The organism is Amycolatopsis sp. DG1A-15b (assembly GCF_030285645.1).
Classification (GTDB): Bacteria; Actinomycetota; Actinomycetes; order Mycobacteriales; family Pseudonocardiaceae; genus Amycolatopsis.
This window is the reverse complement of sequence record NZ_CP127296.1, coordinates 6,150,171-6,170,909: the sequence shown is the minus strand read 5'-3', so window position 1 is coordinate 6,170,909 and position 20,739 is coordinate 6,150,171. Positions and strand designations below refer to the sequence as shown.

Annotated in this window: 20 protein-coding genes and 1 tRNA gene; 6 read left to right on the top strand and 15 right to left on the bottom strand. The window is 72.5% G+C overall.

The features are described 5' to 3' along the window. Positions 1-39: 39 nt before the first annotated feature. The 5 genes from bcp to QRY02_RS28145 form a co-directional block, all read right to left on the bottom strand. The gene (gene bcp / locus QRY02_RS28165; RefSeq protein WP_285985854.1) at positions 40-513 is read right to left on the bottom strand and encodes a thioredoxin-dependent thiol peroxidase; all 474 of its coding nucleotides are present in this window, start codon (positions 511-513) and stop codon (positions 40-42) included. Positions 514-537: 24 nt separating this feature from the next. Further along, positions 538-1,083, bottom strand: coding sequence for a hypothetical protein (locus QRY02_RS28160; RefSeq protein WP_285985853.1), 546 nt, complete (start codon positions 1,081-1,083; stop codon positions 538-540). 190 nt (positions 1,084-1,273) lie between these two features. Next, positions 1,274-1,456: a hypothetical protein gene (locus QRY02_RS28155; RefSeq protein WP_285985852.1), complete on the bottom strand. Its 183-nt coding sequence runs from the start codon at positions 1,454-1,456 to the stop codon at positions 1,274-1,276. A 129-nt stretch (positions 1,457-1,585) separates the two neighbouring features. After that, entirely contained in the window at positions 1,586-2,473 is an 888-nt protein-coding gene (locus QRY02_RS28150) for a hypothetical protein (RefSeq protein ID WP_285985851.1), read from the bottom strand. A gap of 49 nt (positions 2,474-2,522) precedes the next feature. Beyond that, positions 2,523-3,401: an AraC family transcriptional regulator gene (locus tag QRY02_RS28145; protein WP_285985850.1), complete on the bottom strand. Its 879-nt coding sequence runs from the start codon at positions 3,399-3,401 to the stop codon at positions 2,523-2,525. Between the two features lie 118 nt (positions 3,402-3,519). On the opposite strand from QRY02_RS28145, the gene QRY02_RS28140 reads away from it, so the two are divergent. Continuing rightward, a complete protein-coding gene (locus tag QRY02_RS28140; RefSeq protein ID WP_285985849.1) occupies positions 3,520-4,602 on the top strand; it encodes an aldo/keto reductase in 1,083 nt (360 codons plus the stop codon). Between the two features lie 6 nt (positions 4,603-4,608). On the opposite strand, the gene QRY02_RS28135 is transcribed toward QRY02_RS28140, so the two are convergent. Continuing rightward, the gene (locus QRY02_RS28135; protein ID WP_285985848.1) at positions 4,609-5,526 is read right to left on the bottom strand and encodes a helix-turn-helix domain-containing protein; all 918 of its coding nucleotides are present in this window, start codon (positions 5,524-5,526) and stop codon (positions 4,609-4,611) included. Between the two features lie 70 nt (positions 5,527-5,596). Here QRY02_RS28135 and QRY02_RS28130 point away from each other — a divergent pair, with 70 nt between their 5' ends. Continuing rightward, entirely contained in the window at positions 5,597-6,544 is a 948-nt protein-coding gene (locus tag QRY02_RS28130) for a saccharopine dehydrogenase NADP-binding domain-containing protein (protein ID WP_285985847.1), read from the top strand. Here the strand turns inward: QRY02_RS28130 and QRY02_RS28125 are convergent. Then, positions 6,537-7,463 (bottom strand): AraC family transcriptional regulator, encoded by a 927-nt coding sequence (locus tag QRY02_RS28125; RefSeq protein ID WP_285985846.1) that lies wholly within the window; start codon positions 7,461-7,463, stop codon positions 6,537-6,539. The genes QRY02_RS28130 and QRY02_RS28125 overlap by 8 nt on opposite strands. Positions 7,464-7,547: 84 nt before the next feature. Between QRY02_RS28125 and QRY02_RS28120 the strand changes: the two genes are divergently transcribed. Continuing rightward, positions 7,548-8,387, top strand: a complete 840-nt coding sequence (locus QRY02_RS28120; protein WP_285985845.1) for an NAD(P)H-binding protein — start codon at positions 7,548-7,550, stop codon at positions 8,385-8,387. A gap of 95 nt (positions 8,388-8,482) precedes the next feature. Here the strand turns inward: QRY02_RS28120 and QRY02_RS28115 are convergent. After that, positions 8,483-8,556 (bottom strand) — tRNA-Leu (locus QRY02_RS28115). A gap of 99 nt (positions 8,557-8,655) precedes the next feature. Here QRY02_RS28115 and QRY02_RS28110 point away from each other — a divergent pair. Continuing rightward, positions 8,656-8,877, top strand: a complete 222-nt coding sequence (locus tag QRY02_RS28110; RefSeq protein ID WP_004559246.1) for a DUF3618 domain-containing protein — start codon at positions 8,656-8,658, stop codon at positions 8,875-8,877. 3 nt (positions 8,878-8,880) lie between these two features. On the opposite strand, the gene QRY02_RS28105 is transcribed toward QRY02_RS28110, so the two are convergent. Together QRY02_RS28105 and QRY02_RS28100 are read right to left on the bottom strand one after the other, a co-directional pair. After that, positions 8,881-9,300: a hypothetical protein gene (locus QRY02_RS28105; RefSeq protein WP_285993937.1), complete on the bottom strand. Its 420-nt coding sequence runs from the start codon at positions 9,298-9,300 to the stop codon at positions 8,881-8,883. A 204-nt stretch (positions 9,301-9,504) separates the two neighbouring features. Continuing rightward, positions 9,505-10,062, bottom strand: coding sequence for a TetR/AcrR family transcriptional regulator (locus tag QRY02_RS28100; protein WP_285993936.1), 558 nt, complete (start codon positions 10,060-10,062; stop codon positions 9,505-9,507). A 113-nt stretch (positions 10,063-10,175) separates the two neighbouring features. Here QRY02_RS28100 and QRY02_RS28095 point away from each other — a divergent pair, with 113 nt between their 5' ends. Beyond that, positions 10,176-11,633, top strand: coding sequence for a flavin-containing monooxygenase (locus QRY02_RS28095; RefSeq protein WP_285985844.1), 1,458 nt, complete (start codon positions 10,176-10,178; stop codon positions 11,631-11,633). A gap of 40 nt (positions 11,634-11,673) precedes the next feature. On the opposite strand, the gene QRY02_RS28090 is transcribed toward QRY02_RS28095, so the two are convergent. The 3 genes from QRY02_RS28090 to QRY02_RS28080 form a co-directional block, all read right to left on the bottom strand. After that, positions 11,674-12,144, bottom strand: a complete 471-nt coding sequence (locus QRY02_RS28090; RefSeq protein ID WP_285985843.1) for a helix-turn-helix domain-containing protein — start codon at positions 12,142-12,144, stop codon at positions 11,674-11,676. Between the two features lie 179 nt (positions 12,145-12,323). Next, a complete protein-coding gene (locus QRY02_RS28085; protein WP_285985842.1) occupies positions 12,324-14,000 on the bottom strand; it encodes an LCP family protein in 1,677 nt (558 codons plus the stop codon). Positions 14,001-14,144: 144 nt separating this feature from the next. Next, entirely contained in the window at positions 14,145-16,298 is a 2,154-nt protein-coding gene (locus QRY02_RS28080; protein ID WP_285985841.1) for a phospholipase, read from the bottom strand. A gap of 165 nt (positions 16,299-16,463) precedes the next feature. Between QRY02_RS28080 and QRY02_RS28075 the strand changes: the two genes are divergently transcribed. Then, on the top strand, positions 16,464-17,681 hold the full coding sequence (locus tag QRY02_RS28075) for a hypothetical protein (protein ID WP_285985840.1): 1,218 nt from the start codon (positions 16,464-16,466) through the stop codon (positions 17,679-17,681). On the opposite strand, the gene QRY02_RS28070 is transcribed toward QRY02_RS28075, so the two are convergent. Both QRY02_RS28070 and QRY02_RS28065 read right to left on the bottom strand, forming a co-directional pair. Then, positions 17,659-19,101 carry a sensor domain-containing diguanylate cyclase gene (locus QRY02_RS28070; protein ID WP_285985839.1) on the bottom strand — a complete coding sequence of 481 codons (1,443 nt, stop codon included), beginning with the start codon at positions 19,099-19,101 and terminating at the stop codon, positions 17,659-17,661. The genes QRY02_RS28075 and QRY02_RS28070 overlap by 23 nt on opposite strands. Positions 19,102-19,385: 284 nt before the next feature. Next, the gene (locus tag QRY02_RS28065) at positions 19,386-20,633 is read right to left on the bottom strand and encodes an MFS transporter (protein WP_285985838.1); all 1,248 of its coding nucleotides are present in this window, start codon (positions 20,631-20,633) and stop codon (positions 19,386-19,388) included. Positions 20,634-20,739 lie beyond the last annotated feature (106 nt).

Here is a 20,739-nt window from a genome sequence, read left to right as displayed (position 1 = left end):
CCGAGCTTGAGGGCCGGCCCCTCCAGGCTGGTCACGGTGTCAGGCGGCCAGGCCGAGGTCCCGGATCAGCTTCGCCACGTGGCCGGTCGCCCGGACGTTGTAGAAGGCGTGGGCGATCTTGCCGTCGGCGTCGACGACGAACGTCGAGCGGATCACGCCCAGGTACGTCTTGCCGTAGTTCTTCTTCTCGCCGTACGCGCCCCACGCTTCGATGACCGTCTTCTCGGGGTCGCCCAGCAGCGGGAACGTGAGGCCTTCGTTCTCGACGAACTTGGCGAGCTTCGCCTGCTTGTCCGGGGAGATGCCGACGACCTGGTAGCCGGCGTCGTTCAGCTCGGCGAGGTTGTCGCGGAAGTCGCAGGCCTGCTTGGTGCAGCCCGGTGTGCTCGCCGCCGGGTAGAAGTACACGACGACGGACCGGCCGCGGAAGTCGCGCAGCGACACTTCGTTGCCCTCGCTGTCGGGCAGGGTGAAGTCCGGGGCTTCGTCACCGGGGGAAAGGCGCTCGGTCATGCCCGCGAGCTTAACGGCGGTGGCTCAGGCGGGGCCGCAGTAGGTGACCGCGACGGCCTCGGTCGCGGTCGGCCGGATCTGCAGCCGCAGCTGCGTCTGCTCACGCGGGACCGCGAACGCCAGCGTGATGTGCACCGAGCGGCCGGGCAGGACGTCCTTGCCCGCGTCGGTGATGCCGGTGAAGCCCTGGGTGTTGTCCACGACCTGCTTGACCGCGGTGCCGCCCGAGGTGGCGGTCACGTTGAGGCCGGAGAGCTTGTACGTCGTCGAGCCGTCGTTGGTCAGCTGGACGTCGAAGGCCGCGCCGCGCGGGCTCTGCGGGTACGCCGAGGGGCTGGGCCGGAACGACTGCGGGGAGCCGACCGAGATGGTGAGGCCGCTGGCGAACCGGTGGTCGGCGCCGAACTTGAGGTCGTTGCCCACCGGGGAGGCCGAGGCACCGGCGCCCGCGGGGGAGCCGGCCGCGCCGAGTGCCGCGGTGCCGTCGTGAGCCGAGGGGACCCCGCACGCCACCGCCAGGCCGAGCAGTCCTGCGGCGAACATGATCTTGCGGGTGCGCGCGAGCGCCATTGCGGGTACTCCAGTCGGCGGGTCGGGTGCCGTCGGCAACGGGGGTTTGCCGGGCGAACCCGCTCCACTCTGGCCGTGATCGCGCGCGGTTACGAGGCGCAACCGGGGGTTGTCGCGCACCTGGTGCCACCCCGTGGCCAATCCGTGACCGGAACGGCACGGCTGGTGACAATCTCTGGCCACATGCCACTTAAACCGCGAGGGCGAACAACAGGATGAAGATCGCGACGCCGGCCACCCACGCCGCCATCAGCCAGCCGAAATCCCGGATCGGATCGACCGCTCGGCTCTCCTCGCCGGGCACGTACACGCCGCGATCCTCGAACCAGTCCGCCCAGCGGGCGATCCAGTGCAACGGATTGCGCGACGACATGCTTCACCTCCGGGAGCGCGTTTCCCTCGTCACAGTACGCGTTCGGGCTCGCACGCCGGAAGGCGCGGGCGGCCGTCCACTTCCGACACGCCACGGTCGGATGAACCTCGGTGCCACTCGTGTAGAGATTCAGGCGAGGCCGTGACGGCGCAGGATCGCCACCGCACGGACGGTGGCGTAGCCGCGCCATTCGAGCGACGCGGAGGGCGAGAAGCTCGCGAAATCCACCCGCCAGCCACCGTCGTCCTGTTGCGCGGCCGCGAGCCGCCGCAGTTCGGCCTCGATGACGTCGTCGGCGAACAACGCGCGCGCCGGGCGGTCCGGCAGCGGAGCGAAGTCCATGGCGCGGAGGGTTTCGCCCTCCGAACCACCGGCCACCGGGGCCAGTCCGTCGGCCGGGACGAACGTGGCGAGGTGGTCCAGGAGCGCGGGCGCCTCCTCGTGGAGTTCGTGCGCCGCGTCCGCGAACTGCACCGCGAAGGACAACGCGATCGCGTGCGGCGGCGCGGAAAGCTCGCGGATGGCGCGGAAGCAGTACCGCGTCGCCGCGGCCAGCCACGGGTGCTCGCGGACGGCCCGGTCGTGGCGGGCGACGCGCAGGGCCACGCCCGCGGTGAACGCCGTGCTCTGCAGGGTGGCCTCCGCCGGATCGGCCTCGACCCAGAAGGGTGCGCAGCCGGCCGGGTCCGCCACGGGCCGGGCGAACGGCAGGCCACCGTCCGGACGGGACGCCGTGGCCAGCCAGTCGCAGAGCTTCGCCGCGTGCGGTGTCGTCGCCGGGGCGATCTCCTCGAACACCTCGAAGGCGTGGAGGGCACCGCCGGGCTGGCTTTCCGGGGCCCGCAGGTCCGGCTCGAGGCCCCAGCCGTAGCCGCCGTCGGCGTTGCGGTAGCCGTCGACGGCGGCCAGCACCGCGTCGGCGTCGGCGGCGCCGCCGAGCAGTTCGAAGCGGCGGCGGTCGAGGAGGCGGGCGTGCGTCGCCATGAAGGACGCCGCCGCGGGAAGGTTCACGGACATGCCGCCAGCGTCGCACCGGTGCGGCCGGCGGTCTTGAACGGATCGGACCTCAGGGCAGCCGGGGCCCGACGGAGGCGGCCTCGCGCAGCCGCGCCGCGTCCTGCCCGGGTGGGGCGCCGAACAGGCGGCGGTACTCGCGGTTGAACTGCGAAGGGCTGTCGTAGCCGACGAGGTGCCCGACACCGGCGACGTCGCCCGCGCCGGCCAGCAGCAGCGACCGGGCTTCCTGCAGGCGGATGCGCTTCTGGAACTGCAGCGGGCTCATCGCCGTGGCCGCGCGGAAGTGGCGGTGGAACGCCGACGCGCTCAGCCCGCTCAGCCGCGCGAGTTCCTCGATCCGCATCGGCTCGGCGTAGTTGTCCCGTACCCAGCGGATCGCGCGGCCGACGTGGGCGGCGCCGCTGTCGGCCAGGCCGATCCGGCGGACCAGGCCGCCGTGCGGGCCGGTCAGCAGCCGCCAGAGGATCTCCCGCTCGATCAGGGGCGCGAGCACGGGCGCGTCGGACGCGTGGTCGAGCAGCCGAAGCAGGCGCAGCGCCGCGTCGAGCAGCTCCGGGCCGGCGTCGCCGATGGCGATGGGGGACGCCGGTGGTGTGCGCGGCGGCGCCTCGAGCAGCAGCGGGGCGATCGCCTCGGGCCGCAGGGCGAGGCCGAGGCCCAATGCCGGCGTCCGCGGGGTCGCGCCGACGAAGTGGCCGGTCACCGGCAGGTCGGTGCCGACCAGCAGGTACTGCCCGGCGCGGTACTCGTGCACCTGCTCGCCGAGCAGCAGGCGCTTGCCGCCCTGGGCCATGACGACCAGCAGCGGCTCGGCGAGCGAGTGGTGCGTTTCGCTCGTTTCCACTTTGGACAGCAGCAGGCCCGGCACCGGCGTGCGCAGATCGGCGTGCGCGTACCGGGCGACGAGGTCGCGGAGTTCGTCGAGCACGCATCAAGGAAACCGCCATCGAGAGGATCGGGCAAGAGGTCGCTTCGATCGGTCTACCGCTGAGCTGGGCTTCCGCGGTTTCCTGGGATCAGTCGATCCGCTACCCAAGGAGAGTTTCGTGTCACTCGACCACTACGTCACCCTCGGCCGGTCCGGCCTCCGCGTCAGCCCCTTCGCCCTCGGCGCGATGACCTTCGGGGAAGACGCCGGTGGCGCCGGCTGCGGTGTCGAGGAGTCCGAAAAGATCCTCGCGACCTACCTCGACCTCGGCGGCAACTTCGTCGACACGGCGAACTTCTACACCAACGGCCATTCGGAGAAGATCCTCGGCGACTTCTTCGCAGCCCGCCCCGGCCGCCGTGCGCGGGTGGTGCTCGCGTCGAAGTTCTTCGGCAACCTGTTCCCCGGCGACCCCAACGGCGGCGGCGCCGGCCGGGCGTCGATCATCGCCCAGCTCGACGAGACGCTCCGGCGGCTGCGGACGGACTACCTCGACCTGTACTGGCTGCACAACTGGGACCGCCGCACGCCGATCGAGGAGACCATGCGGGCCCTCGACGACCTGGTGCGCGCGGGCAAGATCCGGTACGTCGGCTTCTCCAACACCCCGGCGTGGGTCACCGCGCAGGCGCAGGCGACCGCCTTGCTGCGCGGCTGGACGCCGTTGATCGCGTTGCAGGTCGAGTATTCGCTGCTGGCGCGGACGGTCGAGGGCGAGCTGGCGCCGTTCGCACTCGACCAGGGCATGGCACTGGTGCCGTGGAGCCCGCTGAAGAACGGTTTCCTGTCGGGCAAGTACCGGCGTGGCGCTCCGGCGCCGGAGTCCGCCCGCGCGGCTTTCGTCGGCGGTCCGTCCGAAGCGGAGTTCACGGTCCTCGACGCCGTCGCCGCGATCGCCGGGGAGATCGGGTCGACGTCCGCGGCGGTGTCGCTGGCGTGGTTGCGCGCGCGGCGCGGAACGGTGGTCCCGATCATCGGCGCGCGGCGGCTGGAGCACCTGACCGGCAACCTCGCCGGGCTCGAGGTGACGCTGACGCCGGCGCAGCTGGCTCGGCTGGACGAGGTGTCGGCGCCGACGCTGGACTACCCGGCCCCGATGCACGGCGCCCAGCGGACGATGCTCCAGTTCGCGGGCGCGACGGTCGACGGTGAACCGTCCACTGTGTACCCGCCCTTGCTGCAGAGCGACGTCCGCTACTGAAAGACGCTAACTGCGGAACGTCCGGCGGTAGGTGTCCGGGGGCACGCCGACCGTCCGGTTGAAGTGCCGCCGCAACGTCGTCGCCGTGCCCATGCCGACCGCCTCCGCGACCGCGTCGATGCTCGCGTCCGTGTTCTCCAGCAGCTCCTGCGCGCGGCGGATGCGCTGGTTCAGCAACCACTGCAACGGCGTCGTGCCCGTGGCCGACCGGAAGTGGCGGCCCAGGTGGCGGGAGCTCATGTTCGCTCTCCGGGCCAGGTCCTCGACCGTCAGCGGGCGGTCGAGGCGGGCGGTGATCCACGGGAGCAGCGAGGCCAGCGGGTGGTCGTCGCGGGTGGGGACCGGTGCCGTCACGAACTGGGCCTGCCCGCCCGCCCGGTGCGGTGGGACCACCAGGCGGCGGGCGATCGCGTTGGCCGCCGCCGGGCCGTGGTCGGCGCGGACCAGGTGGAGGCACAGATCCATGGCCGCCGCCTTGCCCGCCGAGGTCAGGACCTGGCCGTTGTCGACGTAGAGCACGTCCGGGTCCACCGTCACCCGCGGGTAGCGGGCGGCGAGGACGTCCGTGTGGGCCCAGTGCGTGGTGGCGCGCAAGCCGTCCAGCAGGCCGGCCGCGGCCAGCACGAACGCGCCCGTGCACAGCGACGCCACCCGTGCGCCGCGGACGTGGGCGGCGCGCACCGCGTCGACCAGGCCGGCCGGCGGGTCCGCGTCGACGTCGGCCCAGCCCGGGACGAGCACGGTGTCCGCGCGCGCCAGCCGGTCGAGGCCGTGGTCGGGCTCCAGCAGGAACCGGCCCACCCGCACCGGGGCCAGGCCGCAGACCGCGAAGCCGTACCGAGGATCGTCGCCGAACACCTCGGTGGCGATCGTCAGCTCGAACGACAGCATCCCGTCCGTAGCGGCGAGCGCGACAGCGTGCATGTCCGAAAGTGTACGCATCACGTCGTTCCGGACACTGGTGACGACGGCTTCCGCTCGCCAGGATTGCCTCATGACTTCGGTACTGGTTTACGGCGCATACGGGCACACCGGCCGCTTCGTGGTGGCTGAGCTGCAGAAACGCGGGTACGACACGGTCCTTTCCGGACGGGACGCGGCGAAGCTGCCGGGCGGCCGTCCGGCGTCGGTCGACGACCCGGCGTCCCTCGACCGCGCGCTCGACGGCGTGGCCGCGGTGATCAACTGCGCGGGCCCGTTCGCCGAGACGGCCCTGCCGGTCGCCGAAGCGGCCATCCGCGCCGGCATCCCCTACGTGGACGTCGCCGCCGAAATCGAGGCGAACCTCGACACGCTCGCGCTGACCGCCGACAGCGCCGTGGTGCCCGCGATGGCGTTCTTCGGCGGCCTGGCCGACCTGCTGGCCACGGCGGCGATGGGCGACTGGACGGCGGCCGACGAGGTGCACGTCGCCTACGGGCTCAGCGGCTGGCGCCCCACGGCCGGCACCCTCGCCGCGGGCCGGGTGTCCCGGGAACGCCGTGACGGCAAGCGCATCCGCTTCGCGGGCGGACGGCTGGAGTACCGCGACGACGCCCTGCCGACGCGGGAGTGGCCGTTCCCCGAGCCGCTCGGCCCCCGGCCCGTCTTCGCCGAGTTCTCGATGGCCGACATCGTCACCATCCCGCGGCACCTGCAAGTGCGCGACGTCATCAGCTACATGACGGTCGACGCGGCGCAAGGCCTCGCCGCGGCGGGCGAGCGCGACGCGGCCGAGACGTTCGTGGTGGACGTCGTGGTGCGGGCCGGGGAGGACGAACGCCGGGTCGTGGCGCGAGGCGAGGACATCTACGCGGTGAGCGCGCCGCTGGCGGTGGAGGCGGTGGACCGGATCCTCACCGGGCGGGCGAAGCTGAAGGGCGTCGCGCCGGCGGGGGAGATGTTCGACGCCGCCGGCTTCCTGCGGGCGCTGGCTCCGCACATCACGGTCGAGTTCAGCTGAGGGCGGCGCTGCGGTAGCTGCCCGGGGTGGTCGCGTACTCGCGCCGGAAGGCCTTGGCGAAGGCGAACGCCGACCCGTAACCGACCGCCGGAGCCACCTGCGCCAGCGGCCGGTCGGTTTCGCGGAGCAGCCGCGCGGCCGTCGTCATCCGCCAGCGGGTGAGGTAGGTCAGCGGCGGTTCGCCGACCAGGGCGGTGAACCGCCGGGCGAACGCGGCCCGGGACAGCCCGGCCGCGGCGCCGAGCTGCTCGACCGTCCACGCCCGGGCGGGATCGCCGTGGATGGCGGCCAGTGCCCGGGCCGTCACGGGGTCGGCGAGCGCCGCCGACCACCCGGGCGTCCCGGCCGACTCGCTGAGCCAGGCGCGGAGCATGTACACGAGCAGGGCGTCGACGAGCGAGGGTGCGACGACGGCGGCTCCGGGCGGGTGCGCCGCGAGCTCGTCGTCGAGGAGCCGGACCAGCGCGCGCAGCCCGGGGTGGCGCCCCGGGACGGCGGGCAGGTGGACCACCTCGGGCAGGTCGCGCAGGAGCGGGTGGGGCCGGTGCCGGCGCAGCCGGTACGCGCCGCAGACGATCGTCGTGCGCGCCCCCGGGCCGGGGAGCGAGACGCGGCCGAAGGGGGTGGCCGCCGACGGGCGCGTGGGCCGGAAGGCGACGAGCGGCGTGCCGGGTGCGGACGTCATCGCGTGCGGGACGCCGCGGCCGAGCAGCACGACGTCACCCCGGCCGAGCTCGACCGGCTCGAAGCCGGCCTCGCCGGGCAGCGGGGCCAGCCACGCCGAGCCGGCCAGCACGACGTGGAACGCGGCCCCGGTGGTGTGGTCGAACCGCAGGCCCCACGGCGCGTGCGCCTCGGTCTGGGCCGCGACCGGGGCGCCGGAGCGCAGGGCCGCCAGTACGTCTGCCAGCACGTCCATCGGCTCACCCTAGCGAGACGAACGGACAACACAACGCGCTTTTCAGCCATTCACCGTCTCGCAGCCGGTCCTTAACTTGGTGACATGACTGTTTGGGTTGAAGGCGCGACCGGCAAGGCCGGGCGCCGCGTGGTGGACGCGTTGACGGCGGCGGGGGTGCCGGTGCGGGCCGCGAGCCGCCACCCCGGCGAGGCACACGGCTCCGTGACGCCGGTGACGTTCGACTGGGCCGATGAGACGACCTGGGCCCCGGCCCTCGGCGATGCGGACGCGTTGTTCGTCAAGGGGCTGGACACCGACGACGACGCCGCGAAGACCATCGCGCGGCTGATCGGCACGGCGCCGTCCGCGCGCCGGGTCGTGCTCATGTCCGCGGTGGGGGTGGACCGGACGCCGGACCACGCGCCGCGGCGGGCCGTCGAGCTGGCGGTGCAGGAGTCCGGCATGCGCTGGACCGTCCTGCGGCCGAACTGGTTCCTGCAGAACTTCGACGAGGACGAGTGGGTGTTCGCGCGGGCGCTGCGCGAGACCGGCGAACTGTACGCGGGCAGCGGCGACAGCTTGGTCGGGTTCACCGACACCCGCGATCTGGCCGATGCCGCTGTCACGGTCCTGACCGAGGACGGGCACGACGGCCGCGGCTACGCCATCACCGGGCCCGAGGCGCTGACGTTCGGGGAGATGGCGGCGCTGCTGGCCGAGGCGTCCGGCCGCCCGATCCGGCACCGGGACGCGACGCCCGCCGAGCACCGGGCGCACTTCGCGCGGTCCGGCCACCCCGAGGCGTGGGTGGAGCACATGCTGCACCTGTTCGCGCTGGTGCGGGCCGGGGTGTTCGCCCCCGTGACGGACGATTTCCGGCGGCTGACCGGGAAGGCACCGCGCACACCGGCGGCGTACGCCGACGAGGTGTGGCGGCCGTGACCACGGCGGGGTCCGGGGGCGAAGCCCGCCGGAAACACGACGAGCGAGTCCGGCGAAGGCGCGAAGCGCCGAGCAGGACTCGCTCAACCCGTTCGTGGGCCCGGAGAGACTCGAACTCTCACTGGCACGGACCTAAACCGTGTGCCTCTGCCAATTGGGCTACGGGCCCCCGGTACTCCGAAGCCTAGCGTGCGGCGTGGCCCGTGCGGAGGCGGCGGGGCGGTCGACTAAGTTGGGGCCTGGAAGTCCCATGCGGCGAGGAGGACAAGTGGCCCGCGATCCCGAGACGATCGAGCGTGAGATCGAGCAGGCTAGGACCGCTCTGGCGGCGACGCTCGACCAGCTGACCGTCAAGGCCGACCCGAAGAAGCTCGCCGACGCGGCCAAGGACGGCGTGCGCGCCAAGCTGGACAACCCCAAGGTCAAGTTCCCGCTGATCGGTGCGGGCGTCCTCGTGCTGGTCCTGCTGGTGCGCAAGCTCCTCAAGTAGCGCTCAGGCCTGTTTCGCCGGCGCCTTGCTCTCGGCAGCGGGCGCCGGCTCCGCCGGGCTCTTGCGGTCTTCGACCGCCTTCGGGAGCTGCTTGCTCGGCGGCAGCTGGGGCTTCTTGTCCGCCGACGCCGGAGACTGCTGCTTCGGCACGCTGCCGGGCGGCGGGACCTCGAGCGGCGGCAGCTTCGGGAGCGTCAGCCGGGCCGTCATGTAGGCGCTGGTGAAGTCCAGCGCACTCCCGTTGAGCAGGTGCACCACCGTCGTCTTGCCGTCGCCGGCGAGCTCCTCGACCAGCTGGTCGGCCCGGTCGCGCGCGGCGATGATGCCGGGCGCCCGTGCGGTCAGCTCCTTGCCGCGGCCGCTGACCGTGATGGCCCAGTCGGCGTCGTCCTGGACGTACGTCGCCGTGATCGCTTCCACCATCTGCCTCACGCCCCTCTCCCTCACCAGCATCCTTACACAACCGTGACGCGGTCACCGCGTTTTCGTGACGTGGTTCCCGCGCCCCTCCTCCGGTCGCGAAAGTCCAGCACACTTTCTACCTTGTCAGCGGTACCGTAGAGCAACTCTGTGTCACAGGACACGACAGCGCTGAGTAACGACCAAATGGCCTAGTGCACGCGCAGGCTAACGTGCACGTTGCCGCAGGCCGGTCCACAGCACGTCCATGGCGTATTCGGTGGCCGTCTCGGGGCTCACTTCGTCGTGGCGCTCGCACCAGATCGCGAGCCGTTCGCACGCTCCGACCACGAATTCCGCGGCCGCTTCGGCCCTCAGGTCGTCCCCGCTGTCGAAGTGGCCGCTCATCAGCGCGGCGATGAGGTCGGTCTGCTGCCGCCGGGTCTCCTCGACCTCGTCGGCGGCCGGCGTGCCGATCAGCACCATTTCGTGCCGCAGCAGCGACCACGCCTGGCGCCGTTCGCGGATGAAGACGAAGAAGGCCAGCAGGCCGCGCCGCAGCGCGTCCTCGGCGTCCACCGCGCCGACCGTGGCCTGCTCGGTGACCTCGCGCAGCACCGCGCGCGACTCCCGGATGCAGGCCAGCAGCAGGCCTTCCTTCGAGTTGAAGTACTCGTAGAGCATCGGCTTCGAGACGCCCACCAGTTCGGCGATCTCGTCCATCGACGCCGCCGCGTAGCCGCGTGCCGAAAAGACCTGCTCGGCGACCTCGATCATCTGCCGCATCCGGTCGGCCCGTGGCATGCGCTTGCGCTTCGCGGTGGTCACGGGTCAGACTCTACCGTTGGTAACCTACTCCCAGTAAGATGGACGACGAGTAACAGGAACCCGGAGGCGTCATGGGCAACCGCACGGAGACCGGGGTCGTCATCGTCGGGACCGGGTTCTCCGGTCTCGGCATGGCGATCCAGCTGCGCAAAGAGGGTCGAGAGGACTTCGTCATCCTCGAAAAGGCCCACGACGTCGGCGGCACCTGGCGCGACAACAGCTACCCGGGCTGCGCCTGCGACATCCCGTCGCACATGTACTCGTTTTCCTTCGAGCAGAACCCGGGCTGGTCGCGGGCCTACTCCCCGCAGCCGGAGATCTGGCGGTACATGCGCGAGGTCGCCGACAAGCACGACCTGCGCCGGTTCGTCCGGTTCGGCCAGGAGATGACCGGCGCCCGCTGGGACGCCGAGGAGAACCGGTGGCACGTCGCCACGAGGGGCGGCGACGAGTTCGTCGGCACCGCGCTGGTCGCCGGGGTGGGCGCGCTCCACCTGCCGATGATCCCGGAACTGCCCGGGATCGAGAACTTCGCGGGCCCGGCCTACCACTCCGCGCAGTGGCGGCACGACGTCGACCTCGCGGGCAAGAAGGTCGCGGTCATCGGCACCGGCGCCAGCGCGGTCCAGTTCGTGCCGAAAATCGCGCCCGACGTGGCGGAGCTGACGCTGTTCCAGCGGACGCCGCCGTGGATCATGCCGAAGGCCGACCACGAGATGTCCGGCCGGACGCGTGCGCTGTTCAAGGCGTTCCCGCTCGCTCAGCGCGCCTACCGCACCCTGCTCTACTGGCTGCTCGAAGCCCGGGCCATCGGGTTCAACGGCCAGTCGTGGGTGATGAAGCTCGGGCAGCGGATCGCCAAGCGCAACATCGACCGCGCGATCAAGGACCCGCAGCTGCGCCGCAAGGTGACCCCGGACTACACGATGGGCTGCAAGCGCGTGCTCGTCTCCAACGACTACTACCCGGCACTGGCGCGGGACAACGTCGAGGTCGTCACCGAGGGCGTGCGGGAGGTCCGCGAGCGCAGCGTGCTCGACGCCGCCGGCGTCGAGCACGAAGCCGACGTCCTCATCTACGGCACCGGCTTCCACGTCACCGACGCCTTCGACGACCTGGAGATCGTCGGCCGCGACGGGCGCAACCTCGGCAAGGAGTGGGCGACCGAGGGGATGCGGACGCACCTCGGGATCACCGTCGCCGGCTTCCCGAACCTGTTCTTCCTGCTCGGCCCCAACACCGGCCTCGGGCACAACTCCGTCGTGTTCATGATCGAGGCCCAGATCTCCTACGTCGCCGAAGCGCTGCGGCTGGCCGGCGGCCAGGCGATCGAGCCGAAGCCCGAGGTGCAGGAGCGGTTCAACGCGCAGATCCAGCGCAAGCTCGCGAAGGGCATCTGGACCCGTGGCGGCTGCAAGAGCTGGTACCTGGACGCGAAGGGTGTCAACCGGACGATCTGGCCCGGCTTCACCTGGCGGTACTGGCTGGACACGCGGAAGGTGCGGCGCGAGGACTTCCGGGTCGGCTGATCGGGAGGGTCCCTCGCCGGCGGTGAGGGCCCTCCCTGGATCAGCTGGAGGTGTAGCGGCGGAGGCGGCCGATCAGGTCCACGGTCGGCAGGCGGCACAGCTCGGCCATCCGCTCGAGGGCGGGCAGGTCGAGGGCGATCTCGCCGCCGCCCTGCTCACCGGCCTGGCGGAGGCGGTCTTCGGCCCAGCGGCGCAGCGGCAGCAGATCGGCCGAGGCGTCGGCGACGACCTTGCGCAGGTCCACGCGGACCCGCCCGGGCTCGTCCAGGAACACCCGGCGGTGCACCTTGGCCAGCAGGTCCTGGGGCAGTTCGTCCATCGCGACGCACAGCTCGACCAGGCGCACGACGGAGCACTGTCTGGTGCCCAGCTCGTAGGTGGCCAGCGTCTGCAGCGAGATCTCGCTCTGCAAGTGCTGGTTCAGCTCCTTGCGCGTCCACCCTCGGCTGCGCCGGAGCTTGCGGAGCTCGTCTCCGAGGATCCGCTGGTACTCCTCAGCGTCGATCAGCACATCAATGTCCCCTGCCGTGCGCTCCCACGGCACCGCCCGGGCGTGATGATTCCCGTGCAGGTGCACCCTCACATGTATGTAAGTGCGCTGGTGCCCGGCCCTTACGCGATTTCCGGCATGTCTTTGATACCGATTGCGCGAGTTAGGCCGAATGGGTTAACGACAGCTCGCCGACCGGCTCAGTTGACGCAGGGAACGCCCTCGGCGGTGATCGGCTTCTCCTCGTCGGCGCCGGCCGGCGGGGGCGTCGCGGCCTGCGACGTCGCTCCCGGGGCACCGGCGCCCGAGTTCGCGTCGGAGGTCGTGCCCTGGTAGTCGGCGCCGAGGAACACCGTCACGTGGCCCGCCGCCACGCTCTTGTCCTCTTGGACCGTCGGCGAGCCGCCCAGGGCCTCCGCGACGGCCTGGCCCTTGTCCTTGCCGCCCTTCGGCACCCAGATCACCGTGGTCTTGCGCGCGGTCGCGTTGGCCGTATCGCCGGAGGTGAAGCCCTTGCTCTCGAGGGTCTTGGCGACGCCCGCCGCGAGGCCGGTGCGCCCGGAAGCGTTGCGGACGTCGACCGTGGTCGCCTTGTTCGCGGGGTCGGCCTGCTGCGCCGGTGGCGTCGTCTGGCCCGGCGGCGGCCCGGCGAGCCCCTGCACGAACTGCTTCACCTCGGCCGGGTCGACCTGGATGGCCGAGCCGTCTTCGGGGGTCTTGTAGTCGATGTTCTTCACCGGGATCGTGCGGAATTCGAGCTGGCCGCCGGTCAGGCCCTTCATCTGCTGGGCGAACCCGAAGATGTCCCAGTGCTGGCTGAGCACGACCGACTTCTTGATCGCCTCGATCAGGTCGTTGAGCTTGCCGGGGTTGGTCAGCGTGCCGGCCGAGAGCACCTTGCGCGCCATGCCGGCCATGAACACCTGCTGGCGCACGACGCGGTCGAGGTCGCCGTTCGGCAGGCCGTGGCGCTGCCGGACGAACTCGAGGGCTTCGACGCCGGAAATCGTGTGCTGGCCCTTGGTGAAGTTCGCGCCGGAGTACTGGTCCTTGACGTTGTTGTTCAGGCAGACGTCGACGCCGCCGACGGCCTTGGTGATCTCGCTGAAGCCGAGGAGGTTCACCGCGGCGTAGTTGTCGATGGTCGACCCGGTGAGCTTCTGGACGGTGTCGATCAGCTCCCGCGCCCCGGCCTGGTTGGCCTGGACGTCGAGCTCCTTCGGATCGGTGACGCCCTTCTTCTGCAGGTCCTTGCGGGCCGTCAGCATCGCCCGCGCATACGCGGAGTTGATCTTGTGCTTGCCGTAGCCGCCGGGGATGTCGACGTAGGTGTCACGCGGCAGGGAGATCGCGACGGCCTTGCTGCCGTCGTTGGGGATGTGCACGAAGATCAGGGAGTCGGTGTTGAGCTCGCCGTCGGCGTCGCCGGCGCGCAGCTCGTCGAGCACCTCGCGCGGCAGCGGGTTGCCCTGGGCGTCGGTGCGGCTGTCGAGGCCGACCAGCAGGATGTCGCGGGCGCCGTCGGCGGGCTTCTCGCCACCGCCGCCGTCGCTGATCACGTTCGTGTAGTTGAGCCCGTTGACCAGGCCCTGCATGGCCGCCCAGGCGTACCCGGTCAGGCCCATCACCAGCAGCGAGACGACGGCCATCGCGACCTTCGCGCCGCGGAAGGAGCTGCGGCCGGCGCGCGGGGCCGGGCGCGGCTGCGGGCGGCGGGACGCGGGCGGGTCGGCGCGGCGGGCATCCGCCGGCTCGCGGCGCGGTGCGGGGCGGCGCGGCGGTGAGCTGCCGCGGCGTGCGTCGTCCCGGCCTGGCTCGTCCTGCCAGGGCCGGGCGGGGCGGCGGCCGCCTTGCCCGTTCCGAGGCGGGTGATCCACGCGGGCGACTCCTCACTCCATCGATCGGGTGGTGCTCAGGGATGGACGCATGGTGCCGTCCCCTGGTTGCCGTAGCGTTACACATCCCCCTGCGAATGTGCTCCGCGCCACCCAGTTTCCCGCACGTTCGACGGTTTCGCCTGGTCAGGACGTCACGTTCGCCGGCGGCCGAACCGGGATGAGGGTGCCCGCGGCGGCCAGCAGGGCAAACGCGGCCGTCACCGCGTGGAGCGTGACGCCGAGGAAGCCGGGCGTGCTGCCGTCGGCGGCGAACAGCAGCGAAGGCGCGCAGGCGAGCGCCGTGGCCAGCCAGGTGCCGGTCGCCGCGCCGGCCCCGATCCGGATCGTGTGCAGCAGGAAGACCCCGAGCAGCAGGTGCACCAGGCTCTGGATCGGGTCGAGCCGCAGGCCGAGCAGGTCGGCGTCGGCGGCGACCCCGCCGAAGCGGGTCAGCGCGAAACCGAACACCCCCAGCGTCGCGTAGCCGATCCCGAGCCCGGCCGCGGCCCGGGTGAGCACCGCCGTCCTGCGGCCGGGGTGGTCGGCCGCGCGCGGCTCCCGGACACCGTGGGTGTGCCGTTCGAACCACCAGAAGACCAGGGTGGCGGGCACCGCGAGCAGCCCGACCGCGACCAGCGTGCGCGGGCGGATCAGCCAGCTGAGCCCGTCGGCGATCCGGCCGGGCAGGTACACGACGGCGACCAGCAGCAGCATCGCGGCGAGGAACGCCAGGTAGAGGCTCATCGGCGCCCGCAGGACGAACCGGCAGGCGCGGGCGATGCCCGGCCGGTCGCCGAGCCTGCCGAGCGGGCGGGCCAGCAGCCCGAGCACACCCAGCTGGACGAGGCCGAGCAGCAGCACGCCCCACGGCGGGGCGGAGAACGCGGCGGGCGCGCCCGGGCTGCCGAGCAGGACGGGTGGCCCGCCTCGCAGGACGCTCACCCCGGCGAGACCCGCGACCCCGGCCGCGGCGGCCGTGGCGAACACCCGTCGCGCCGGACGGACACCGTCGGCGTGCGCGAAGGCGAGTTGCTGGGCGAGCAGGGCGATGGCGAACGTCGCCGCGTAGCGCGGCAGCGGCGAACCCGACCAGCTCGCGGCCAGCTCGCCGCCGGCGACCAGGGCGAGCAGCCCCGCGGCCGCGGGCACCGGCGCCCGGCGGTGCAGGGCCAGCAGCGGGGGCGCGCACGCGATCGTCAGCAGGTAGACGCCGAGCAGCCAGAGCGGGTGCAGCGCGATTCGCATCACCGTCGCCGTCGTCCCCGCCGGGCTGCCGAGCAGTTCGAGCGCGAGCGGCGTCAGCAGCGCGACGACCGCGAAGATCAACGCCGGGCGCAGCAGCGGGCTCGCCCGTTCGGCCAGGTAGTGGCGGTAGCCGCCGCCGGCTTCCAGCTCGGCGCGCCACCCGGCCGCGTTGGCGTGGCCGCCGGCGAAGTAGATCAGCGGGGCGAGCTGGGCGAGCCAGGTGACCGGCCACAACGCGGGCTCGGGAGCGCCGGCCCAGTGCGCGAGCGCCGTCACCGACTCGCCGAGCAGCAGCAGGACGACCCCACCGGCGCCCAGCAGCGCCCACCGGCTGACCTCCGCGGGAACGGCAGCCGGTGCGGGCGCGCGTGGCTCGCGGCGGGCCCGCAGCCAGCCGCGCAGCCGGAAGACCAGCAGGCAGCCGATCACCAGCACCCCGGCGACCATCGGGCCGATCGGGTCGCCGACCGGCGGGCCCCAGCGCTGGTGCCACGAGTTGACGACCAGCCCGGCCGAGTAGAAGGAGGCGACCACCCGGCAGGTGAGCGCCGAGTCCATCGGGTTGAGGTCGCAGGCGTGGTGCATGTCGTAGGACAGGCGGTCGTCCAGGGCCTCCCGGACTTCGGGGCCGAGCGGGTGGCCCTTGCGGTCGGCGTACCGGAGCAGGTCGTAGCCGAGGTCGTGCGCCTTGCACGGCACCGCGTAGTCCCACTTCGTGTTGTCGTCGCCCCACGGGGTCGAGCAGCCGCCGTCGACGTGCACGGCGCGGACCGTGCCGTCGCGGGCCGGCAGCGCACCCGGGGTGACGCCGCTGAGCGCGGTGAAGTCCTTCGGCAGCCGGGCGAGCGCGTCGGGGTGCGGACCGGGGTGGACCAGCGCCTCGATGGCGTTCTGCGCGGCCAGCACGTCACCGGTCGGCGGGCCCTGGTCCGGCGGGGACGGCGGACGCGAGGCGATCAGCCCGAACGCGAAGACGACCAGCAGGACCAGCAGCAGCCACCCGGACGTCGACCAGGGTCGGCGGGTGCGTGGCGGATCGGTCTGGGCCGGCATGGGTTCAAGGGTGCCAGCCCCGCTCGGCGGCCGACATGGGGATAACCACAGGGTTGCATGGCGGTTTACCGCAGGCTGCCCGGACGGCTGCCCGTTCTTCCCTACCGCGGCGGGGATGTCCTGGTGAGACTGGCGACAGGGGGGAGTGGCGACCAGGAGGCAGCAGTGCGCCCGACCGAGCTCGCCGTGCCCGCGGAGAACACCGTGCGCGCCCTGCGCCGGCTCGCCCCCGGCGCCCGGCTGCGTGAACCGCCCACGCCGGAGCTGCGGGTGCTGGCCGGTGCGCTGCGCGACTGTGCGCCGCCGGAGCTGGCCCGGGCCCACCCCCGGCCGGTCGCCCGGGTGGTGCTGGCCGCGCAGCTGCGGATGCTCGACCGGGCGACGACGGGGTTCTTCGACGCGGGTGGTCCGGAGTCCGCCCGGCTGGTCAGGGCCGCGCGGTTCGGCAGGGTCCGGCCGCGGCGGCTGCTCGACCGGCTGGCCACCGAGCCCGGCTTGCGCACGGCGGCGCTGGTCTGGGCGGAGGTGCTCGGGCACCGGATCCTGGCGGGGGAGTTGCGCGGGGTGCCCGAGGTGCCGGCGGAAGAGGACGGCCGGCTGGCGGCGGAGCTGGCGGTGGCGGCGCTGCTGCCGCGGGCCGAGCCCGGGAGCGCGGGGCGGGAGGTGCTGCTGCCCTGGCCGGACGGCGGTGAGGGTGGGCCGCGGGCGCCGGGCGGCGGTGCGGGTGATCCGGGTGGCTCGTCGCTGGGCCGCGGTGTTGGTGATGGCTTGTCGCCGTGGGGTGGTGCGGGTGGCTCGTCGCTGGGCCGCGCTGCCGGTGAAGGCTTGCCGCCGTGGGCTGCGGCGGGGGGCTCGCTGCGGTCCGAGGGGGAGGACTGCGGTCTCCCGCGGGCTGGGGCCGGTGGTTGCGCGGAGGGTGTGTCGAGGGCTGGTTCGCCGCCGGGGCCGGAGGCCGGTGCCGTCGGTCGGTCCGGCCGGCCGCCGGAACCGGGTGGCCCGCCTGCCGATCCCGGTGGCAGCGCCTTCCTCCGCGTCCGCTCGGTCCGCGTCACCGACCGCGGCTTCCGGGTCGACGTCCACGCCGAGCCGCCCGTCGAGCTCCTCCGCGACGGTGACGGCCTCACCCTCCGCGCCCTGTGGTGGAACGGCCTGGACCGGGTCGCCGACGACCTCGGCCACGAGTACCTGCTGCTGGCCAGGGACCACGCCGGCACCGGGACCGTCCGGCACTGGTGCCATCCCCGGCCCGCGCCCGGCGCGCGGGTCCTGCGGCTCGAGTCCGCCGGCTACCGCGGTGAGCGGGTGCGCCTCGACCCGGCCTCGGCCGGGACCTGCGCCGAGGTGCTCGTCAAATGCGAACTCACCGTCCGGCTGGGGGCGTGACCGTGTCCGGGGCGAAGCAGACCTGGTCGCGGCCGTTTTCCTTCGCCAGGTAGACCGCCGCGTCGGCGGACTGGAGGAGGCGCTCGAGGGTGTCCCCGTGGCGGGGGTGGCGGGCCACGCCGATCGACGTCGTGCGGTCGGCGATGGTGGCCGGGTCGCCGCGCTTGTCCGTCGTCACGATGTGCAGCTTCGCGATCGCGATGCGGATGCGTTCGGCCGCGTCCCACGTCGCGTCTTCGTCGATGTCCGGGAGCAGAATGAGGAATTCCTCGCCGCCGAAACGGCCGACCAAGTCGCTCGGTCTGGTCACTTCGTCGAGCGTTTGCGCAACGGTGCGCAGCACGTCGTCGCCCGCCGGATGTCCATAGGTGTCGTTAATCCACTTGAAGTGGTCCAGATCGACCATCAGCAGCGCCAGTTGATCACCCGATCGAGCGGTCCGTTCAAGAGCCCGCTCCGCCGCCTCCGACCAGCCGCGCATGTTGAGAATGCTCGTTTTCGGGTCCGTCCGGACGTCGTTCTGGAGCTGGTCGAGTTCCGCGAGGCGATTGAAGACCACGGTGACCACGGCCATCACCGCCACCATCGGCGGGACGGCGGCGAGCAGGATCGCGGTCACCGCGCCGAGGCCGATGGTGATCGCTTCGAGCATGTTGTCGGCCGGGCTGCCCAGCACGTTACGAACCGTGCGCCCGGCGGGGGATCCGAGCAGCAGGACCCCGCCCACGTACGCGATCTGGATCGCTTCGTAGATGGCTCCGGTGACGACGATGGTGCCGAACTCGCGGAGGAAGTCACCCCAGCCCGGCCGGCCGAGCAGGTGCGGCCCGAGCGCCGTGTAGGTGAGGTGGGCGAGCGCGCCGGCGAGGCCGTGCGTGATGGACGAAAAAATGAAGTTGTGGGCGGGCCGCCGCGCGATGAACCAGTGCTGCAGCCGGATGACGGCGATGACGAAAAGGGTGAGCGGTACCGGCAGTATCATCGCGGCGGAAAACGTCCACACGGCGGTGAGGTCGATCAGTACCGTTTTGGTCCGGTTGCGCCGCCGTTCTTCCTGGCGCTGGGTCAGTTGAATGTGGACGGTGGCACCCGCGGCCAGAATCGCGAAATTGATCCAGTCGTTTCCGGACGGAATCGGCGAGCGTGCGAACGACACGGCGAGAACGGCCACTGCGACGGCTTCGGCCGCCAGCATGAAGGCGACCTGCACCGGCCGACGGCGCCAGAGCGCCCAGTTCCCCGGCCAGTACGCGTGGCGGACCCGGGCGGTCGCCGGTGGACCACTGGTCGTGGTCGCGGGCGTACCTGTGGTCACGTCCGGTTCCGCGGCGCCGCGGTTCGGGGACGCAGCGGCCCGCGCCGCCTGGCCGGCGCCCGGTTCGCCCGGCGCGGCGGGGTCCCCGTCCGGTCCTGGATGCAATTGGTCACCTCCTTTCCAGCCTAGTCCCGGCCTTGAGTAATCTCATCGGTACCTGGCAGAGTGTTCACGCATTCCGTGGCCGGGTACCATCCCACAGCAACGGATCGGCCAAGGGCCCGGAGTAACTGCCGGGAACGCGGCGCAAAAGGTTCTGCGAGACTCTCCCCGCATGGAGGTGGCCCCCATGAGCAACCGCGACTTCTGAACCACCCTCGAATTGTCGCCCGTGGCGCCCGCGAATGCCATTCATGATCTTGGCCGTACCCGGAGGTGGCACCTGGCGCTCATGACGGCCGAGGTCGCGGTTCCGCCCCGCCCACCCGGCGCCAGGCGAACGCCACCGGCACGGCCAGCAGCAGTCCCACCGCGCCCGCGAGGGCGATGGTCGCGTGCGCGGAACCCAGCGCCTGCGCGACCAGCCCGCCCACGCCGACGCCCACGCCCTGCGCGACCCGCAGCCCGGTCCGGTACAGGCCACCCGCACTGCCCCGGATGTCGTTCGGCACCCACGTGATGAACGTGGCCGACACCGTGATGACGTACGCGCCCGTCGCGCCGGCCAGCGCGAGCAGGATCAGCGCGAACGCCAGGTTCGGCCGCAGCGCGAACGCCGCCAGCGCGGCCAGCGGCAGCGCGGCGAGCACGCCGAGCAGCTTGCGGCGGTGCTCGGTCGTGACGAACCGCGACAGCAGGAACGTCCCGGCCACGAAGCCCAGCGGGTCGGCGGCCAGCAGCCAGCCGACCGCCTGGTCGCCCGCGCCCAGCTGCGCGGCGAGCGGCGCCGCGAGGCCTTCCGGGATCACCGCCAGGCCGACGAGCCAGGACAGGTAGAGCAGCACCCGCAGCCGTTCGTCGCCGAAAACCTGCCGGACGGCGCCGAACCACGGGGCACCGCCGTTGCCCGCGGCGGGCCGGCGCAGCACCAGCAGCCGCACGGCGACGGCGGCCACCAGGAACGTCAGCGCGTCGATCGCCAGCGCCCACGAGGTCCCGATCGTGGTCACCAGCAGCCCGCCGGCCGCGAGGCCGGCCAGCATCGCGGTGTTGTTCGTGATCCCGCGCAGGTCCTGGCTCTGCAGGTAGACGTCGTCATCGGCGAAGACCTCGCGGCCGAGCGCGTTCTGCGCGGCGTTGCCGGGCGCGTTCGCCAGCCTCGCGAGGACGAACAGCGCGAACAGCCAGCCCATCGGCATCCCGGGCAGGGCCATCAGCCCGATCAGCACGGCCTGCGCGAACGAGCCGGTCACCAGCACCGCGCGCCGGGGGAACCGGTCGGCGAGCTGGGACAGCCCGAGCCCGCCGGCGAGCGCGGGCAGGAACGTCAGGGAGTAGACGACGGCCGACAGCAGCGGCGACCCGGTCCGGTCGAAGGTGAGGATGGCCAGCGCGACGATGGTCAGCTGGTCACCGAGCATCGACTGCGTCTCGGCGAACCACAGCGCGCGGAACTCGCGGTTGGCCAGGACAGCCCGGAGCCGGGGTGTCGCGCGCGTTGTCACCTCGTCACCACCGTCCCCCGATCGAGTGAACATGAATCGTCGCATTGTGCCTCTCCGGTGACGACCCCGTCCGGGGGAGTCACGGTCTACCACCGGGAAGCACCCACAGTATGCCGCCGGTTACACCCCGATGTCCCCG

Excerpts from the sequence above, each read along its gene's own strand:
- bcp (WP_285985854.1), bottom strand. The coding sequence starts at position 513 with ATGACCGAGCGCCTTTCCCCCGGTGACGAAGCCCCGGACTTCACCCTG.
- QRY02_RS28160 (WP_285985853.1), bottom strand. The coding sequence starts at position 1,083 with ATGGCGCTCGCGCGCACCCGCAAGATCATGTTCGCCGCAGGACTGCTC.
- QRY02_RS28155 (WP_285985852.1), bottom strand. The coding sequence starts at position 1,456 with ATGTCGTCGCGCAATCCGTTGCACTGGATCGCCCGCTGGGCGGACTGG.
- QRY02_RS28150 (WP_285985851.1), bottom strand. The coding sequence starts at position 2,473 with ATGTCCGTGAACCTTCCCGCGGCGGCGTCCTTCATGGCGACGCACGCC.
- QRY02_RS28135 (WP_285985848.1), bottom strand. The coding sequence starts at position 5,526 with ATGCACGCTGTCGCGCTCGCCGCTACGGACGGGATGCTGTCGTTCGAG.
- QRY02_RS28130 (WP_285985847.1), top strand. The coding sequence starts at position 5,597 with ATGACTTCGGTACTGGTTTACGGCGCATACGGGCACACCGGCCGCTTC.
- QRY02_RS28125 (WP_285985846.1), bottom strand. The coding sequence starts at position 7,463 with ATGGACGTGCTGGCAGACGTACTGGCGGCCCTGCGCTCCGGCGCCCCG.
- QRY02_RS28120 (WP_285985845.1), top strand. The coding sequence starts at position 7,548 with ATGACTGTTTGGGTTGAAGGCGCGACCGGCAAGGCCGGGCGCCGCGTG.
- QRY02_RS28105 (WP_285993937.1), bottom strand. The coding sequence starts at position 9,300 with ATGGTGGAAGCGATCACGGCGACGTACGTCCAGGACGACGCCGACTGG.
- QRY02_RS28100 (WP_285993936.1), bottom strand. The coding sequence starts at position 10,062 with ATGCGGCAGATGATCGAGGTCGCCGAGCAGGTCTTTTCGGCACGCGGC.
- QRY02_RS28095 (WP_285985844.1), top strand. The coding sequence starts at position 10,176 with ATGGGCAACCGCACGGAGACCGGGGTCGTCATCGTCGGGACCGGGTTC.
- QRY02_RS28080 (WP_285985841.1), bottom strand. The coding sequence starts at position 16,298 with ATGCCGGCCCAGACCGATCCGCCACGCACCCGCCGACCCTGGTCGACG.
- QRY02_RS28065 (WP_285985838.1), bottom strand. The coding sequence starts at position 20,633 with ATGTTCACTCGATCGGGGGACGGTGGTGACGAGGTGACAACGCGCGCG.